Below are 17,314 nucleotides of genomic sequence, written 5' to 3' on the forward strand. Positions count from 1 at the left end.
CCGAACTCGGCATCGGAGGTACCGAACGATCCACCGCGCAGGAACAGTTGCACGGTCGCCCAGTTCGACTGGGCGTGCAGCCCGAACGGCAGGGCGATGACCAACGACAGGGCTGTAGTGAGGACGCGGCCACGGCGCATGACGACGGTGCGGTAAGGCTCGAGTGGGTCCTTGTCCGGCGCGGCCGAGAATGCGAACAGAGGACGGGTGCGGTACGCCCACGCCACTGCGGCGAACATGATCGCCGCGACGACTCCGGTGACCACGACGAACAAGATCAACCGTGTCGACGCAATCGTGGTCCACACAGTGCGGTAACCGACTTCGCCGAACCACAACCAGTCGGTGTACAGGAGAACGAACCGCGGCACTGTCAGAAGGCCCACCACGAACGCAGCCAGCACGCCGATCAGTACGCGACCTCGACGAGACATCGGCAGGAGATGCTCGGACGAATCCACCGGGCCCTCCCTTCAACCGCTCCCCGATGAGCGAACATGCGTGAAGGGATCGGGGTCGCGACCATTTGTCCGTCCATTCTACTGAAACCGGACTGGCGGCACAGCCCCTCACAACCCATGCCTAACCCTCACGACCGCGACGCGTTCGGTGAGAGTTTCTCGAGCAGGCACCGTCTTGTCTGCTGGTGGAGGTGATCCGCCGTCGCCGCGACCGCGGACGGCACTTCTCGCCCAGCGAGGGCGGCCGCGATTGCGGATCGTCTGAGCTTCCACGCCGAGAAGCGAGGGAATTCATGGTGGCCGCAACGACTGCGGCTTCTGCCACTGAGGTGGGGCGCGGATTGTGGCGTCGGTGCATCTGTCCGGCGCACCGCTGGGGCATGGAAAAGTTCGCTGAACGCCGAAAGTTTTTGACCAGGAACGATAAACGTAGGTCCGGCGCTCCGGAGCCGCCTTGTCTTTGGATTGTCTTTACCCGGTGGCGGTGGCGCGTTAGGCTGCCCATGGTCCGCGGTGAGTGCACCCCCCGCAGTTGCGTGCTTGCAGCGGACCACCTGGACTGCATACCCGGTGCCTGTTCAGTTCGGGTGTGTATCGGTCCGTCGGAGTCTCGTCACCTGTAGGCGCCGGCGGGCCGGCTGAACTGCGCGTCCGTCTCCCCGGACTGCGGCGCGCACCCGCTCACCTGGTGTTCCCGACGGCACGCCGGGTGGGCATCCTGAACGCATGCCGCTATCTGTGGCGGCCGGCGGCGTGCACGGTCCGCCGGGTGATGTACCTCGCGGCGAACCCGGCGGGTCATCTCATGCTCCGTATTTCGGTCCTTCCGGGTCCCGGAGACTCTGCCGGTCTCTTTCGCTCGGGGGGCAGAGAGTGATGCCAGAGCCAGAGCCCAGACGTGAGACGCGGTGCTCGCGCCAATGGATGCGATATCTTATTGGTGGTGTCGGCCGGATTATCTTCGCATGGATTCTTCTACTGTCGTGCGGCGCTGATCGTGCACTCTTCTCTTGTCGGTAATCTATTGCAGCACTGCGACATTGGGTTGAGAACTAGAGTTTTCGCGGTCGTATAGAGTGTTGCACACGACCGTGATGTTTCGTTCGCGTGGTGGGGCGGGGCAGTATCATTCGAGAGTGACCGCGAGCGGTGCACCGATTGTCCGCGTCGAGCACCTCACCCGGAAGTTCGGTGTTCGCCGAGGAATCGTCGATGTCGATGTAGGTCGAATCCGCGCCCGGCCATTACACAGAACACGGGCACTAGCGACACCGGCACCGCGACCAGCCACATTGCCGCGACCTTCTGCAGCGCGATTCGGGTGCGACTCAGCGGGAGGGTCACGACCAGTCCGAGGGGCCCGTCTTCATTCTGACCGGCGATGCACGACACTCCATAACCTGCGTCGAAGTTCGCCGCGATCGATCGAACTGCGCTTCGACCACGATGCCCGCCCGGAGGTGTTCGCCCGGCTCGACGGCGTTCAGGTGCGCGCCTACGAGGGCGGCCGGATCACCTTGACGGTGACCGGCCCGGTGGCGCCGCTGCTGCGAACGGCAGCCGATCAGGGTGCGGTGGACATCGCCGCGGGGCATGCGGACCTCGACGAACTGTTCTTGAGCTACTACCGCAGGACCCCCGATTCGGGGATGCCTGATGTCCACTGACGTCGTCCGGCTCGATCTACTGCTCCGGCGACGATCCATCGTCGGCTATTCGCTCGGAATGACTGTCTACGCCCTCGTCATCGTCGCGCTGTACCCGGCCTTTCAGAACGAAACCGGACTCGATCAGTTCACCTCGGAAAACTCCACCGTTGCAGCACTGTTCGGTATCAGTGGATCGCTGACGTCGGCATCGGGATGGTTGAATGCGAACCTGTACGCCAACTTTCTGCCCCTGATCATTCTGCTACTCACCATATATACTTTCGACGGTGGCGGTGACCACCACACGCCCTTATCTCAGGATGCACACTCGCTCGACGAGCCGCTGCACCTCGTGTTCTTCTAGGCGGTCGGGGGCAATCAACTCGTCGACGGTGTGTCGTTTTCTGCGTTCAGGGTCCTTGTCTCGATCGCGACGGTGTTGTCGTCGGGCGCGGTCGCGGCGTTCGGCCACCTCGACGTCGAGTGAATTCCGGTTCTCACCGTAGCTGTGGCCATAACCGGCCTTCGTCTCGGAGAGTGTGAGTGCGCGGCGGCACACAATCTGTGGTTGTCTGTGGCCGCGGATTGGGGTCAGTGGGTGTCGACGACAACGGCGTAGGAGCCGACTCCGACAAGGCGGTGCCCAGGCACGTCCCCGGTATCGAGGATCAGTGATGTGATTGCCCCGGACTGGGGGTCGAAGTCCACGTCGTCGATCGTGCCGATGTCGTTTCCCGCTGAGGTAAGTACGCGCTTACCGAGCAGGTTGTGGGACTTTCCTTCCAAGGCTGCGGTTTCGTCGTCGGGGTCGGTGATTGCTTGCGATGTGTCGACGATGACCGCGTCGTCGCCGAATGCGCCGATTTTCGACCACTGCAGTACCGAGCCTGATTCGGCCTTTTTCACGTGCACGGCGAGTATCCGGCGGGTGGTGGGGTCGACGACTAATCCGGCGACTTCGCCGATGGTGTCGGCCGCACCGGATCCGACGACCTGGCGACCTGATACTGCGGAGAAGAGCATCAGTGGTGGCCTTTCAGTTGTTGTCGGAACGCGTCGACGGCTGCGCCGAAGCCTGCAAGGTCGTCGCGCACGAACGCTGTAGCATCTGCTGGTACTAGCAGATGGTCGCCGGAGGCGGAGAGGGTGTCGGGTAGCGGAATGAGAACCTTGGTTCCTTTGTGGCCCAATGCTTCCGAAGAGACGATTTCGTATCCGACGACGTCGCAGCATCGGTTCTCGGTGTCGACTTCGACGATCACGTCGACCACTTCGCCGAGGGCGGTGCCGGTGTCGGTGAGGACTTCGGCGCCGAGGACGTCGCTGCCGGATCCTCGGCGTGATGACGTGGTTCCGAGTAGGTCTTCGATGGGGGTTAGTGCGTCTTCGTCGGCGATCATGATCGCGTCGGAGCCGAGCGCCGCGACCGAATTCCACACCACACTGCGGTCGAGGGGGCCAGCCAGTATTCCTCGGCCGGCGAGGGTGAAGCCGGCAACTTCTCCGCCGTCTGCGCCGTAGACGACGTCCTTGACTTGAGCGACGTCCTCACCGTCCATCGTGATGACGGGCCGTTTGATGATCTCGCTGCACCGCATCAACACGCTCATCGGGGGCTTCCGTTCTCCTCGTCGCCGCCGTGTGTGGATGTGTCGGGATCGGAGATGATGACTCCACCGGTCCTTCGGTGAGCTTGTATCGCAATGAACGCACCGACGGCTAGGGCGGCGATGACGATGACAATGATCAGCCAGGTCCACCACTGCATTTGGCAACCTCTTTTCCGAGTTGCTCCATGGGCGCTTCAAGGTCCCCTCGACCCGCTCCGCTGACTCGGGGAAACCCGCCGCTAGTTGCCACAATACTCCCATTGCACTGCAATACAGCCAGATATTTGAGGCCGAGATCGACTGTCTCGGTACATCGCGCAGGGGCGGGCACGAGCTCGTCTGCGGTCGGGAGCGACGGGCGTATGTCGTCGAGAAACTATCCACCCGAGACGACATCGTCGTCGAATAGGCGCTGCGTGGATCGATCGATCACCAGAGGCCAACACGTACGCCACATGCCTGGGTTCAGGTTGTCGCGTTGGCCGGGGAGGTTGCAGTGCTTCGGTGTAGAGCTCGAGAAGTAGCATTGACGATGTGTCAGCCTATGCCGGTTCGGACGCACGGCTGGCCGGGAACTGCCACACAGAAATCGGTGGGCCACCTGTGGACTGCACGCTTCGCCTGCCAGGCACAGTGCGCACCCATTCCGCCCGGTTGCTACTGACGAGCGACCGGGCGGACCACATCAATTCACGAACTGGCTGCCCTGGTGCCGTCACCCGCAGTCGATTGGGTGCTACCGAAAGCGTCCGTCAGCCGATAGAGATGAATAGCATTACCGTAGCGGCAATTCTGAGTGGTCAGTTCGGTCGCACAAGCCCACACCCGCCAGTCCGCTGGCGGGTGTGGGCACCCGCGTATCGTCGATATTGAGGCCAGTTGTCGGACGGTATTGAGAGGGACGACTCGCCTCCAGTCCCCGCCGACCTGCCCCTCCCGGGCCGACGGGCCCACGTCCGCACAGTGCCTCCCCAGCAATGCATCGGGACTTCTGATGATCCGGGGAGCGTGTGTGCTGAACGCGTTGATCAAACAGCCAAGTGCCCGTTACCGGGCGACGACTGGTAGCGGAAACCAGCTCTCCGTATATTTTCGGCGGCGGCGTCACCCGGTCCCCAAACTTCGGGTATGGCGACGTCCCGCCGGCGCGATCTCCCCAGATCGTCGGCGGGGCACCACGAACGGTTCGCCGCTTCCGCCTCGGTTCTCGGCGCACCCAGGGTTCACCGGCGTGCTGATCACACACTCGCCGGTGAACCCTGCACGCCGCCCGCATCGGCGCCGGATCGCGCTGTTAGTCCTTCATTTACCTTGTCGAACGCAACCCGCTAGACCAAACCTCTTGTGCTGTTTTAGATTCGGTACGTGGGGTTGGACATGAGGGGTCTGCTCGACACGGCAGGTGGGTCGTTGTGTGCTGCGTGCTCAGCATCGACGACGTTCGAGGAACCCCAGTCGATAAATATTGTCGGCCGGGGTTTCGATTCCGCTGCCCCCGGCTACCCATCCGGTGCGGCAAGGTGGTCATTCGAGTTCGGGGATGTCGCACACGACCTGCCTGCTGGCTGTCACTCGCCGGGGGTGGGTCCCCCCTCGTTGTGACCACGGGTGCCCAGGCTCGCGACTTCGTCCGCTCGCACGCAGCTTGCGTCGTTACGCTGACGTTCGTGATGCGTCGGCTGAAATTCATGGTGCCTGCAACTGTGGTGGTGTCCGCGATCGCCGTCGTTGTCTGGGCTGTGCGGGTGAGGCATCCTTCCGGTGCGCCGCGAGGGCACGGAAAAGTTCGGTGAACGTCGAAAGTCCTTGACCAGCAGCGATAAACACAACCCCGTTTTCCGGGTGCATCGAGTCATTTCTTTACCTATACCGTGATGGCGGCGGCGCGTTAGGCTCTCATATTGTCCGTCGTTGGGCAGAACCCCCTACGAGTTCTGCCCAACGGCGGGCCTTCCGATCTGCGTGTCCGTCTCCCCAGACTGCGGCGCGCAGACGCTTACTCGGCGTCCCCGACGGCACGCCGAGTGGGCACCCCTGAATGCCTGCCTCTCTCGGCATCAGTCGGTATCAGGTCCGGCGGGTCACCTGGTCCTTCGGTAAAGTCGGCTGCGCTTTCCGATTGTCCATCGGGATGCACCCCTCGCTCGTGAGCGGTCACACGTATGCGGGCGAGGCACCCGACCTGCGTGCGGTCTCATTGGTCCGCTGCGGCGCGCACGGACCGCCGAAGTGCGACTGGAATCGCCTCGGCGGCCCCCTGAACTGTCCTCGCGTATCGGGAGCGGCGGGCTTCACGTTCATGCTGAGCGGGCGTCGTCCTCGGCGTGTGGCGGTGTCCTTGCCTTTTGCCTTTGACCGGGACTGATGGCATGTCCCGGGGCTGCTTTCTCCGCGGCGTGTACCGGAGTTGATGGATGCCTGTCCTGCTGCACTCGGTGGGAACTACCGCGCGGTTGGTGAGTTGCTGCGATCAACTTCGCACATCCCCGAACGATCAACTCACCCCATGGAACTCCCCTGACGCCGACCGCCACGTACCCGAGCACCACAGCGAACGGTGCACCAACTCTGATCCTTTCGGCGAGGGGTGAAGAACATTCCACAACTCGGCGCACGACAACGACGCACCCCAGCCCCCGCCAACATTCGGAGCGTTTGACGGGCAACTACCGCTTCGGCATCGCCACCACACTCCCGTTCCTGGAGTTCACCCGAGTCGTTCATCTCGAAGGTGACAGGCGCCTGGGCGGCCAGTGTATTCAACCGCGACAAAGCCTGATCAGGCAGAACTCTCGACGTATCCGACGCGTCGAGCACATCCCGCACGAGCTCCCGCAGATCCGACAGCTGTGCCACCGACATCTTAGCCAACCGCCGGTCACAGACCTGCTCACGCCATCGCGCGATCAGGTCCACATCGACGAAGAAGTCCAGATCTCGCGCTTGCCCCCCGCCGAGAACGACGGTGTTCGCCAGATCGAATACGCAGTCGTATCCGATCCACGGCATCGAGTGGGGATCTCTGATCACCACCACAGTGTAACGGTTTCAATAACCCGAAACCGTGATATCTTTCAGTCACGGTTTTGACTTCACAAAACCGTGATATTTCTGGAGAGGATGCAATGACCACCACGATTGAGTACGTGCGTTTCGACACCGACAACTCGGCGGCACTAGCAGGAGAACGCGACAACATGGTGAACGTCCTCCGTGAGCGGTACGGAGCGGACTTCATCGGCGCCCACCTGGCGCAGTTCGACGACGGATCGTTGATGGACTGCCTTATCTGGGCAAGCCCCGAGGCAGCAGCACGGGCCGGAAATGAAATGCCCAGCGACACAAATACTCAAGGTTTCTTCTCCAAGATCGGCCATGTCCACGAAATGCGTCACGCAACGGTCCTCCATACCGCTTGACGCAGACGGGCGGGGCGAGAAGCGACGGCGCCCTCGCCCCTCTCGCTAAGCGTGAATGCACCGATGTGCTGATTCAGTTGTTGCGAATTCTGTTGCGCGCCATCGGGTGAGCGGTGGGCGTGGCTGATCAGCCGACCTCAGTTGTCGGGGTGTTCCACTGGCGTCTTTCGCATCGTGGGCGGGCAAGAGTCGGATCGGTCAGGCGGTGATCGGCACGTTTCTGTCGAACATGTTCTCGAACAACGTCATCCGCGGGTTTCTCCCACGGCCATCCCGTCGGGAGGTCCAACGTCAGCGTGCGGGCGGAGTAGGCGATCTGTGCAGGAACCGAAATGATTTTGTTTCGGATGGTCCCGGTGGTCGCCGGGTCGCCGGTCAGGGTCGCTGCGGCGCGGGTGACGTTGAATGCCATCACCGCGCAGACCAGCCAGGCAGCGTTCGCGCAAAAAATGCGCTGATGGCATGTGAGCGGGGGCGGAGTTCTTCAGATCCGCATGCACTTGCTCGATGATCGCATGCCGGTGGTGAATTCCGGGGTCGATGCAACAGAACCGCAGGACGAGTTCGAGAATCAGGCGCGCGAGGGTGACGTCGGGATTGCGGCCGATGCTCTACGACCACCTGTTGATTCGGATTCCGGCATCGCGCCAGAGCGCCTCACCCAGGCGCGCGCCTGTCGACTACGGGGAAGGGTCATCGATCAGCGGGAGGAAGGCGGGTGTGAGCAATCTTGCAGGGAGTTCTCGACGATCCTGCTGCAGCAGCGCCTGCAGTTCGGCGACGGTCCAGTGTATTTCCGGGATACTTCGCACACCCAGATACTTCCGGTGTCGAGCCCGGGGTATGAGGTGCCTGCTGTGGTTCGGAAGGGTTGTGGGTGTCTGGTTCTTGCGGGTCGATGGCGCCGGTGCACCCGTTGGGGCAGTCCACGACTCCTTCTCGGGTGGGGTCGGGTGTCGGGTGCGGGTCCTTCGAGCATCGTGATCGTCAGGGTTTGGTCGCATCGGATGCAGTTGCGGCCGTGTTCAGTTGCGACGACGGGTACGGTGCTCATGGTCGGGTGGTGGGCGGACCGACGACAGAGGAGATAGAGGCCGCATTCTTAATCCCGAGAGCCACCATGTCGTAAGGCATCAGCAAATGTATTCCGGTGCAATTCAGAAGAACTGAGGACCAGATGACCACCGATCAGACCCCCGCTGAGGAGTACCGCGAACTTGCCGGCCGCTTCACCGAAATCATTGAAGGTGTACCCGATCAGGCAGGCTGGAACAGGGCGGCGCCGGTCGAGGGTTGGAAGGCCCGCGACGTTGTTCGTCACCTCGTCGAGTGGTTTCCGCCGTTCCTTCAGGAAGGTGCCGGCATCACTTTGCCTGCCGGTCCGGACGTCGATGACGATCCGGCAGCTGCGTGGCGCGTCTTCAACGAGGGTGTCCAAGCCGTGCTCGATGATCCGACTGCCGGGGACAAAGTTTTCTCGCACCCGAAGACCGGTCAGGCACCCTTACCTCAGGCTGTGACGCAGTTCTTCACCGCTGACGTGTTCATGCACAGTTGGGACCTGGCGCGCGCTACCGGTCAGGACGAGACCGTCGCCCCTGAACGCTGCGCCGTGATGCTTGCGGGTATGGAGTCCTGGGATGAGGTGCTGCGGTCCAGCGGTCTGTACGGGCCACGGGTGGATGTGGCTGACGGCTCCGACGTTCAGACTCGATTTCTGGCCTTCATCGGACGTGATCCACGGCCGTGAGGTGAACCAGCGACGGGGGTCGCTGTCCGCCCGGATCATGTTGCTCTGCAACAGGAATCGTACGAAGCTTCGACCGCCGTGAACTCTCCCCGGACAATGACCCGCGCGTTCTCGAACCTCTCCGCTGACGTCCCAGGCCGTGGTGTGACGTCCGGGGCGGAGCTTAGGGATCAGGGTCCGGAGGGTGGTCAGGCGTCGCTGAGCGCGTAGACGCTGGTGGACCCTCTTTTTGGGTCGAGGTTCGACGGCTCGGCGTCCGAGTCGGGTTGTGTGTGAGCGGGGGTAGCGGTGTCAGATTTGAGGGTGTCACGGAGGTGCGTGTTTGATTACGGGCACGGAAATCGCCCTAGATGTGCCGAACCGTTTCGGTGGGTTCGGTGCCGTCGGGGGAGGTCGATGATCGGATCTCGGTGGAAGGCGTGTGGTTCGTGAAACCAGAAGGTCGTGGGGTGCGGTCGATTCGGGGGCAGGCGCCCACCGCCGTGAGTGACCAGCGTGCTGGTGGGCGCCTGTGTGCGACTCACCCGAACCGTTCGCCGCGTGGGGTAGTTACCTCGCGGCCAGCGGGCTGAAACATCGGCGGTGGGAGCGCGTTCAGGTGGTGGTTGTGAGGGATGCCTTTTCGTGGGTACACCGATGCGAGCCAGTGCGGATTGGAGGGGAGTGCACGGCTTCGGTAATAGCTACCTGGCCGACCCTGGGGCTCCTGTCTCGGCTGACCGACTGCGAGAGCTGCTCGCCGCCTCGCATCGCCCGGGTGTTGCGGCTGCGACAGTTCTGACGCAGTAGAACCCAACCCGCCAACTAACGATCTTTCATAGGGAACATGATCGCGTCCGGGTGTGTGGTAGAGGACCGTCTCGCACGCGGCAGTTGGAGAAGTCTGACGCCAGCAGTCACAGTATCTTGCCGAAGTCGACAACGGCGACGCATGAATGCGGACTCCATCCGCGGTCGCATCGGCCGAATTGATATCGACACCCGCCAGATGTGGGGCGCTTTTCTTGTCGGTAGCGCGGGTTGGGTTCGGCGAGGTGGTTGAGCCGAGTCGGTCCGGCGAGGACTCGACGTTGCACGTGCGCAACGGCAGGCGCGCTGGATCCGGGGAGTCGGGGGACTATCTCCGAGCGGCCGTTGCCTGCTTGGCTGCCTCGACCAGGTGTTCCGCTGCGCGGTTCATCTTCTTCAATTCCGCAGAGGTTAGGTCCTGGTGGGTGTAGGCAGCCTTGTTCTTCAAGTTCAGCAGTGTGTTCAGATGCCGTTCGGATCCGTTGTCGGCACGTTTGAGTAGGGCAACGGCCTCGCTGTGGTTGCCGGTGTTCGAGTGCACGCCGAGGCGCAGGCAGCAGAGTACGTCCGAGGCGGCGATACCTGCGTCGACGTACAAGTCCCCGGCGGCGTTGGGCATCTCCTCTCCGAGATGGTCAGCGGCGTCGAAGAATTCGTTTGCTTTGGACATGCGCCCTGCGGTGACAACGGAGTCGCAGTCGCGTTGTCCCGCCATCAGGACCTCTTCGCAGCGGGGCGTAGCTGGGCGTTGAACCAGCTCCGTGTCCCCGCTATGGTCAGGCCCTGTTTTGCCACGTCTCGGAGCAGGGGTTCGCCGGCGGCGGCCGCGGCACGGAATTCGTCCTCGGTGTACTCGACGATGCGGCCGTCGTTGCCGGTCCACGCGGTGACTAGTCGGGCGAGTTCGGTTACCCGTTTCTCCCACGCGTCGTTCCCGTCGTGGCCGGTGTCGGCGGCGCGCACCAGGAACAGGTCGATGTCGCTCTCGAGCTTCATGTGTCCGGTCGCTGCCGATCCGAATACTGCGGCGTACCGCAGCGTCGTGAGCCACCCGTTCAGGTGTTTTTCGAGGCGTTTGAGGAAGGTGGAGTTCAGCTGTGCAAGCGCCATAATGGGCTCGGCTGCGAGATGCTCGGTGTTGAGGCGGTAGGTGTTGGTCCTACCTACCTGATCGTGGAGCACCACACCTTGCGCAACGAGGCGGTTGAGGACCTTGCGGATGCCTTCGCCTGAGCCCGTGGCGAGGATGCGCTGGACTTGGCTGATCGTGAACGTGACGTCCGCGCTCGCCAAGACAGCAAGCACGTCGCCGTCCAGGGTCGGCGTTACCGTGGCGAACGGCCTGTTCAGCTGCATGGCAGGCACCTCCTAGGTTCCAATTAAAGTTTGATTATAGCAACTATAGTTGGAGTATTTCGCGAAGAAGTCCAGGGCACGTGCACAGTAGGGCATGTCCCCGTTCAGCAAGACTCCGGCAAGCGGACCGGGAATCTGCGCCGACGATCCCGCCGACTTGTGGTTGGGACGTTTTCGCCGCCGATCGTCTGTTGGAGCTTGTTCTGGGGCTTAACTGCCATAAGAAGTGGGAATATCACCGCCGCGGCAATTGATGTCGAGCAGATGATCGGCCGCACATGGCCAACCAACCGGGTGTTGACTCCCCGGGCGGTCGGCCGCCCGTGCTGCGTACCGCATCGTCGCTTCGGATGCAGTCCGCGCCGCGAACGACGACGAACATCGGATGGCGGTGATCCGGCGATCGCGCGTGTGGGCAGGCAATCGATCTGATGTATTCCTCGGGCGATGCCGAGTCGTTCGTGCTGCCACGCAATGTGGTGATCATCTTCCGCGATGTACCCCGCGGACCGTTCGATTGCTCTCGTGGACACCGCCATGCGGCGGCGCTTCGGGTTCGTTCCGCTGCACCCGGCGCAGGACCCGACGAAATCTTCTCCTGAGGCGGTGGTTCACCGCCCGCACGTGTCCGCAGCGTGTCGCGGATCTGCATCTTGCGTTGAACGCTGCGATCGACGATCCGGACTTCCAGATCGGACCCTCGTATTTCATGCGCCCGGCGGTCCATAGTGATGGGGGATTGGCGCAGGTATTTCGGCATCGCGATCATCCCGTTGCTCGAAGAATTCCACTTCGGTGACTCCCGCTGTGGATCTCGAAGCCCGATACGGCTTTGCTGCTCTGGAGAAGAGCGTGACCACCGGTGAATGACCCAGTTACGGTGACCCTCTTCGAGCGGCCACCATGCGGTTACGGCTGCGCCGGCTGCCTGGTGTGCCGCCCGCAGGTGGCGTTGACGCCGGAGGGAGCTGCAGCGTTCGCGGCCACCGGTCTGGTCACGGTCACACCCACGACCACTCCCGGCGTGTTCACACTGGCCGCCACCCGAAAGATCGGTGCCGTGACCGTCGGTGCTCTCACTGTGAGGGTGGAACCGAAAACACCGATCAGTCGCGTGATGTGGATGATGGGATACGTCCGTGACCCTGCGTGGTGGTCGCAGCACACCGCACTCGCCGACACGGATACCGACCTGGTTGCGGCGTTGGCCGAAGCGTTCGTCGTGGCAGCCGAGCGCGCGACCGCCCGCGGGTTGCTCTCCGGCTACCGCGAAGTCGAAGACTCGGGCCAGGTCTTGCGCGGACGGCTACGCGCGGGCGATCAGATCACCCGACGATTCGGGCTCGCACTGCCTGTGGAGATCCGCTACGACGAATACGACGAAGACATCGCCGAAAACCAGCTGCTGCTCGCCGCCACCCTGATTCTGCTCGATTCCGCGGTAGTCCCGCCCCGTCTGCAGAGGAGGCTGGCCAGGCTCCGCCGCGCCCTCGCAGATGTCACACCGCCCACCGCTGGTGCCGAACCGTCCCCGGCGCGAACGAGATTGAACGAGCGCTACCACTGGGCATTGCAGTTGTCGGAGTTGATCACCGAGCATCAGTCCATCGAGCACCGCGTCGGGAACGTCGTCGTGCGAGGCTTCGTCCTCGACATGTGGAAAGTGTTCGAGGATTTTCTGATGACCACCACCGCTGCTGCGATCGCCCGCCGCGGCGGCAGGGGTGTGCGCCCCGGATCCGGCCCGACACGCTACCTCGATCACGGCCGCACCGTCACGATCGAACCTGACCTGACCTGGTGCAACAGCGACGACAAGCCCGTGGCGGTGATCGACGCCAAGTACAAAACGATCACTGCCGGCAAGAGGGGGCCGAACGCGGACATGTACCAACTGACCGCCTATTGCACCGCACTCGGACTACGCGAAGGTCACTTGATCTACGCGAAGGGCGACACCGCCTCCCCTGCAGTCGAGGTTGTCGGCGCCGACATCACCATCTACTGCCACGCCCTCGACCTGACCACGCCGCCAGCGGAGTTGCTGGCCTCGATCGACACGCTCGTCGAGACTATGAGGGCTCGGAACGGCGATGAATTCTCGGTGGTCGGACACGACTCGTAGTCGTTGCAGGCAAGCAGCATCGGATAATGCAGGCTACTGGGTTTTGGGACCAACGAATGAAAGTCAGGGATTAACGGGTGGTTTCGTTACAGGTCAAGCTCTGTAGTCAATTGAAGTTGCATCCTGCGTTGCGCGCTTTTTCTTTCATCAGTGCAGTATCAGCGGCGTTCATTTGTTGGTGGATCGTCGCGGAGGCCCTCACCCCGGATGGCGTCGACGTCCGGTGGGATTGGCACTGGCGGCAATGGATAGCATTCGGCGTCGGTCTGCTTGTTCCAGGACTCTTGGCAGGATGGAGTGCTCCGGAGCTGCGAAAATGGTGGTTCAAACATGTCAAGCCGGATGAGAAAGCCCTGTCCCTGAAGTGGTTGGTGGGGCTTGGTCTTTTCGCTACCGTCGTCGTTGCTGCTTCGCTGATCTACTGGCAAGCCGAGCTACTCACGTTGGACGGTGAGTCTGTCGCATCAACAGGAACTCGACAAACACGCCCACGAGGTTCAGAAACACGCAGACGAAGTAGATGCGGCTCAACAGAATCTCGCGCTGGAGCGGGACAAGCAACGCGCGGAACAGATCTCGAAGTTGCACGACCGCTACGTTAAAGCGGTCTAGCAACTCGCTGACTACAAAGTCACCATCCGTCTTGGTGGTGTTACCGGACTTGAATCTAGAGGCCAGTACCGACACAACAGGCTCAATGCGCGGCGGTCATCTAGATCTGGATGCGGTAACAGCGCCAGAATGCCGCGTCGTGTGGGCATCGACCTTGAACTCGAAAAGCCTTATGCGCTTGGCCATCCACAGCGTCGTCGGCAACGAATGCCATTCAGCAGGTTTACCTGCATCGATCCCGAGTTGCGTGGAGGTGCTCTGGTGGTACGTGATCGAGAAGAATGCGGGCGATGCAGCGATTCGCTCCGAAATCGTCCTGATCGGCACCACAGGACGAGTTGGTCACTTCCCGCGCTGTCGTGTACTGCGCTGCGCCTGGATTCTTGCAATGGATGAAGACGCCGAATTCCGCTTCGCCACACACGGCTTAGCCAGTCTCTATGCGCTCGAAGCTGGGCCTTGACCCCGGAGACTGGACACGGGATTTGCGATTACGCGGCTTGCTGCAGGCTATCGGATGTGTGGGCGGTTTCGTAGTCGACTGGGCTGAGATAGTTGCAGTACGAGTGCCGACGCCGGGTGTTGTAGCGGGTGATCCATCGGAACACTGCGAGCCTTGCCGCCCGGGGCGATTCCCAGCGGGCTGCGCCTTGTAGTGTTTCGCGTTTGAGTGTCGCGTTGAACGACTCGGCCAGGGCATTGTCTGCGCTCGTGCCCACCGCTCCCGCCGATTGTGTGACACCGAGTTTCCGGCAAAGCGAAGCGAAATCCTTTGAGGTGTACTGATTGGGCTCAATCGGTGGAAGCAACATTCGAGGTCAGGAGGGTGTTGTGGGTCGTCCATCGGATTGGGTGCGGGAGGTGACGGGCAGGGCTCCGATGAGGTCACCGGGAGCGCCGGGCCATCCTCGGTCTAAGGAACGAGATTTTTGGGAGCAGATCAGTACTGGCAAGCTACCTCGCGAGGCAGCTGACGCTGTCGGCGTGGCACAAGCGGTTGGTCAGCGGTGGTTCCGGCACGCTGGCGGGATGACGCCGTACTCGTGGCCCGCGCCGGCAGGCAGGTACCTTTCTTTGGCAGAGCGTGAGGAAATCGCGATCCTGCACGCCACCGGCCACGGAGTGCGCGCGATCGCGAGTGCCATCGGGAGGAGTCCGTCGACGATCTCGCGGGAGTTGCGCCGCAACGCTGCCACGCGTGGAGGCAAGCTCGAATACCGCGCCAGCGTGGCGCACTGGAAAGCCGAGTTGTTTGCCCGCCGCCCGAAGACCGCCAAGCTCACGGCCAACGATCGGTTACGGCACTACGTTGAGGACCGACTCTCGGGCCGGATCACCATGCCGGGCGGCGATGCTGTCGCCGGACCGCTCGAACGGCAATGGAAAGGCTTGAACAAGCCCCATCGTCAGGACCGCCGATGGGTGAAAGCGTGGAGCCCCGAGCAGATTTCGAACCGGCTACCAATCGATTTCCCGGATGATCTGAGCATGAGAATCAGCCACGAAGCCATCTACCAGTCCCTGTTCATCGAGGGTCGCGGTGCGCTGCGCCGCGAACTCATCTTGTGCCTGCGCACCGGCCGTGCTCTGCGCATGCCGCGGGCAAGAGCAAAGCGTGCTGCCTGGGCTCACGTGAGCCCGGACGTACTGATCAGCGAGCGTCCCGAAGAAGCCGACGACCGTGCGATCCCCGGGCACCACGAGGGTGACCTCATCATCGGTACGGACAGGTCCGCAATCGGAACCGTCGTCGAGCGCACAACCGGATACACCACCCTCGTGCACCTGCCACGGGAGCGTGGGTGGCGACAGCAACCGATCACCAAGAACGGGCCAGCACTGTCGGGATACGGAGCGGTGTCGATGAACAGAGCATTGGCACAGGCACTGGCGTCGATGCCCACCGAACTCAAACGCTCGCTGACCTGGGACCGCGGGAAAGAGATGTCCGCACACGCCCAGTTCACCATCGACACCGGTCTGAAGGTCTACTTCGCCGACCCACACAGCCCATGGCAACGAGGCACCAACGAGAACACGAATGAACTACTGCGCCAATACTTTCCGAAGGGAACTGATCTCTCGCGATGGAACCCAGACGATCTTGCGGCAGTCGCCCACGCTCTCAACACGCGACCACGGAAACGACTCCAATGGCGAACCCCCGCTGAAGCTTGGGACGAACACCTACGATCAATTCAACAGCAACGTGTTGCTTCGACCGGTTGAATACGCCTTGCACCCCGTGATCGGAGTGAATCACGGTTCCTTCGAGCGGTGCACGGTTGGAGATGGCCATCGAGAGCGCGTTGGTCACCAGCGCGGAGGTTTGACTGGAATCGATCGACCACCCCACGACCCGTCTTGAAAACGCATCCAGGACAACCGCGCAGAAAACCTTACCTTCACGAGTGCGATGTTCGGTGATATCAGTGACCCACAACCGATTTGGCTGTTCACGGGTGAACATCCGGTTGACCAGGTCGCCGGCTGTCGGTGTCTGATGTCGAGATTTCGGCCGTCTGGTCCCGGGTAGGCCTTTGATGCCGGCGCGCGACATCACGGCCTCGATTTGGTTGTGTCCGACGGACAGACCGAGTCCAAGGGTGAGCTCGGCGTGAATGCGCCTGGCGCCGTATGTACCGCGAGATGCGGCATGCACTGCGGTGATCTGTTCAAGTAGCCAGGTGTGCCGCAGAGCGCGTAGTGACGGTGGTCGGTTGCGCCATTCGTAGTACCCCGCTTCGGACACCTTCAGTAGGCGACAGGACGCCTGCACAGGTAGTCCTTCCGCGGCCATTGTCGCTATGGCCGCGAATCGCCTTTTGGGTCATGTGGCTCTTTCAGCAGCTCACGGGACCGTTTCAGTATTGCGACTTCGTTCTCGAGTTCACGGATACGTCTTTTCGCCGAGGTGAGCTCGGATTGTTCGAGGCGTGAGAGTCCTGGTACCTGCCCCGTGTCGATCAGGTCCTGTTTGCGCCAACCGTAGATCGTCTGGTCGCTGACCTGGAGATCGTGGGCGATTTCCGCGATCGGCCGTCCTGCGGCGACCAGATCGAGGACCTTACGGCGAAATTCCTCGGGATATCTCTTCGGCATGGTCCTGCCTCCTTGGACAAGATCGTAGCCAGAAAACCAAGTTCACCGACTCGGCCAAACCGAGGGCACATCAAAGTCTCCGGAAACTCCGGGATGCTTCTATATCTTTCAAGACACCAAGATTGGGTGTGCAGTGGCAAGTGTCCGGAACAGCTGCCGGGTGACGTAACGCTTGAGGGTTCGCATGATCTCCTTGGTCGTGCGGCCTTCTCCTCGTCGACGTTCGACATAGGTGCGAGTTTGGGGATCAACCCGCATCCTCACGATCACAACCGTGGTCAGGGCTCTGTTCAGCCGGCGGTCACCGCCGCGATTAAGCCTGTAGCGCACCGTGTTACCTGATGAAGCCGGGACCGGGCAGGTCCCGGCGAGCGAGGCGAATGCGGCCTCGGAGCGCACCCGACCTGCATGTGACCACGCGATCAGGACAGTCGCTGCAAC

At 62.1% G+C, this 17,314-nt stretch carries 18 protein-coding genes and 2 pseudogenes; 8 read left to right on the plus strand and 12 right to left on the minus strand.

Annotated elements, in window-relative coordinates:
• A partial coding sequence (locus R4P65_RS32265; RefSeq protein ID WP_317829581.1) for a UPF0182 family protein occupies positions 1-461 on the minus strand: 461 nt, incomplete at its 3' end.
• 1,460 nt (positions 462-1,921) lie between these two features.
• Here R4P65_RS32265 and R4P65_RS32270 point away from each other — a divergent pair.
• Together R4P65_RS32270 and R4P65_RS32275 are read left to right on the plus strand one after the other, a co-directional pair.
• A complete protein-coding gene (locus R4P65_RS32270; RefSeq protein ID WP_317829582.1) occupies positions 1,922-2,128 on the plus strand; it encodes a hypothetical protein in 207 nt (68 codons plus the stop codon).
• Positions 2,118-2,474, plus strand: coding sequence for a hypothetical protein (locus R4P65_RS32275; protein ID WP_317829583.1), 357 nt, complete (start codon positions 2,118-2,120; stop codon positions 2,472-2,474). Before R4P65_RS32270 ends, R4P65_RS32275 begins: the two co-directional genes overlap by 11 nt.
• 227 nt (positions 2,475-2,701) lie before the next feature.
• Here R4P65_RS32275 and R4P65_RS32280 read toward each other — a convergent pair whose 3' ends face one another.
• From R4P65_RS32280 to R4P65_RS32295, 4 genes are all read right to left on the minus strand, one after another.
• A complete protein-coding gene (locus R4P65_RS32280; RefSeq protein ID WP_317829584.1) occupies positions 2,702-3,133 on the minus strand; it encodes a PRC-barrel domain-containing protein in 432 nt (143 codons plus the stop codon).
• Positions 3,133-3,720 carry a PRC-barrel domain-containing protein gene (locus tag R4P65_RS32285; RefSeq protein WP_317829585.1) on the minus strand — a complete coding sequence of 196 codons (588 nt, stop codon included), beginning with the start codon at positions 3,718-3,720 and terminating at the stop codon, positions 3,133-3,135. The genes R4P65_RS32280 and R4P65_RS32285 overlap by 1 nt, the downstream gene beginning before the upstream one ends.
• Positions 3,717-3,878, minus strand: a complete 162-nt coding sequence (locus R4P65_RS32290; protein WP_317829130.1) for a hypothetical protein — start codon at positions 3,876-3,878, stop codon at positions 3,717-3,719. Before R4P65_RS32290 ends, R4P65_RS32285 begins: the two co-directional genes overlap by 4 nt.
• 2,341 nt (positions 3,879-6,219) lie before the next feature.
• Positions 6,220-6,750 (minus strand): ABATE domain-containing protein, encoded by a 531-nt coding sequence (locus R4P65_RS32295; protein ID WP_317829586.1) that lies wholly within the window; start codon positions 6,748-6,750, stop codon positions 6,220-6,222.
• A 95-nt stretch (positions 6,751-6,845) separates the two neighbouring features.
• Between R4P65_RS32295 and R4P65_RS32300 the strand changes: the two genes are divergently transcribed.
• Positions 6,846-7,139 carry a hypothetical protein gene (locus R4P65_RS32300; protein WP_317829587.1) on the plus strand — a complete coding sequence of 98 codons (294 nt, stop codon included), beginning with the start codon at positions 6,846-6,848 and terminating at the stop codon, positions 7,137-7,139.
• 198 nt (positions 7,140-7,337) lie between these two features.
• On the opposite strand, the pseudogene R4P65_RS32305 reads toward R4P65_RS32300, so the two are convergent.
• Positions 7,338-7,666 (minus strand): annotated as a pseudogene (locus R4P65_RS32305) (IS1380 family transposase); the annotation flags it as partial.
• A gap of 650 nt (positions 7,667-8,316) precedes the next feature.
• Between R4P65_RS32305 and R4P65_RS32310 the strand changes: the two are divergent.
• Entirely contained in the window at positions 8,317-8,889 is a 573-nt protein-coding gene (locus tag R4P65_RS32310; protein WP_317829588.1) for a TIGR03086 family metal-binding protein, read from the plus strand.
• A gap of 1,117 nt (positions 8,890-10,006) precedes the next feature.
• On the opposite strand, the gene R4P65_RS32315 is transcribed toward R4P65_RS32310, so the two are convergent.
• Both R4P65_RS32315 and R4P65_RS32320 read right to left on the minus strand, forming a co-directional pair.
• Complete coding sequence (locus R4P65_RS32315; RefSeq protein ID WP_317829589.1) at positions 10,007-10,393, minus strand: hypothetical protein; 387 nt, start codon at positions 10,391-10,393, stop codon at positions 10,007-10,009.
• Positions 10,393-11,034 (minus strand): nucleotidyltransferase domain-containing protein, encoded by a 642-nt coding sequence (locus tag R4P65_RS32320; protein WP_317829590.1) that lies wholly within the window; start codon positions 11,032-11,034, stop codon positions 10,393-10,395. The genes R4P65_RS32315 and R4P65_RS32320 overlap by 1 nt, the downstream gene beginning before the upstream one ends.
• A gap of 862 nt (positions 11,035-11,896) precedes the next feature.
• On the opposite strand from R4P65_RS32320, the gene R4P65_RS32325 reads away from it, so the two are divergent.
• The 3 genes from R4P65_RS32325 (at position 11,897) to R4P65_RS32335 (ending at position 14,234) form a co-directional block, all read left to right on the plus strand.
• Positions 11,897-13,159 carry a 5-methylcytosine restriction system specificity protein McrC gene (locus R4P65_RS32325; protein WP_317829591.1) on the plus strand — a complete coding sequence of 421 codons (1,263 nt, stop codon included), beginning with the start codon at positions 11,897-11,899 and terminating at the stop codon, positions 13,157-13,159.
• Positions 13,160-13,609: 450 nt separating this feature from the next.
• Complete coding sequence (locus R4P65_RS32330; protein WP_317829592.1) at positions 13,610-13,771, plus strand: hypothetical protein; 162 nt, start codon at positions 13,610-13,612, stop codon at positions 13,769-13,771.
• Between the two features lie 49 nt (positions 13,772-13,820).
• Positions 13,821-14,234 (plus strand): hypothetical protein, encoded by a 414-nt coding sequence (locus R4P65_RS32335; RefSeq protein WP_317829594.1) that lies wholly within the window; start codon positions 13,821-13,823, stop codon positions 14,232-14,234.
• A gap of 28 nt (positions 14,235-14,262) precedes the next feature.
• Here the strand turns inward: R4P65_RS32335 and R4P65_RS32340 are convergent.
• Positions 14,263-14,556 (minus strand): annotated as a pseudogene (locus tag R4P65_RS32340) (transposase); the annotation flags it as partial.
• A gap of 244 nt (positions 14,557-14,800) precedes the next feature.
• Between R4P65_RS32340 and R4P65_RS32345 the strand changes: the two are divergent.
• On the plus strand, positions 14,801-16,000 hold the full coding sequence (locus tag R4P65_RS32345; protein WP_411742622.1) for an IS30 family transposase: 1,200 nt from the start codon (positions 14,801-14,803) through the stop codon (positions 15,998-16,000).
• On the opposite strand, the gene R4P65_RS33325 is transcribed toward R4P65_RS32345, so the two are convergent.
• The 3 genes from R4P65_RS33325 to R4P65_RS32355 all read right to left on the minus strand — a co-directional run.
• Complete coding sequence (locus R4P65_RS33325; RefSeq protein ID WP_411742621.1) at positions 15,897-16,571, minus strand: IS3 family transposase; 675 nt, start codon at positions 16,569-16,571, stop codon at positions 15,897-15,899. The genes R4P65_RS32345 and R4P65_RS33325 overlap by 104 nt on opposite strands.
• Positions 16,572-16,576: 5 nt before the next feature.
• On the minus strand, positions 16,577-16,873 hold the full coding sequence (locus R4P65_RS32350) for a transposase (RefSeq protein WP_054828350.1): 297 nt from the start codon (positions 16,871-16,873) through the stop codon (positions 16,577-16,579).
• Positions 16,874-16,981: 108 nt separating this feature from the next.
• Positions 16,982-17,314 (minus strand): IS110 family transposase (locus R4P65_RS32355; protein WP_317829595.1); only part of this gene is annotated, 333 nt, incomplete at its 5' end.

It is taken from the genome of Rhodococcus sp. IEGM 1318 (assembly GCF_033142465.1).
GTDB lineage: Bacteria > Actinomycetota > Actinomycetes > Mycobacteriales > Mycobacteriaceae > Rhodococcus_F > Rhodococcus_F qingshengii_B.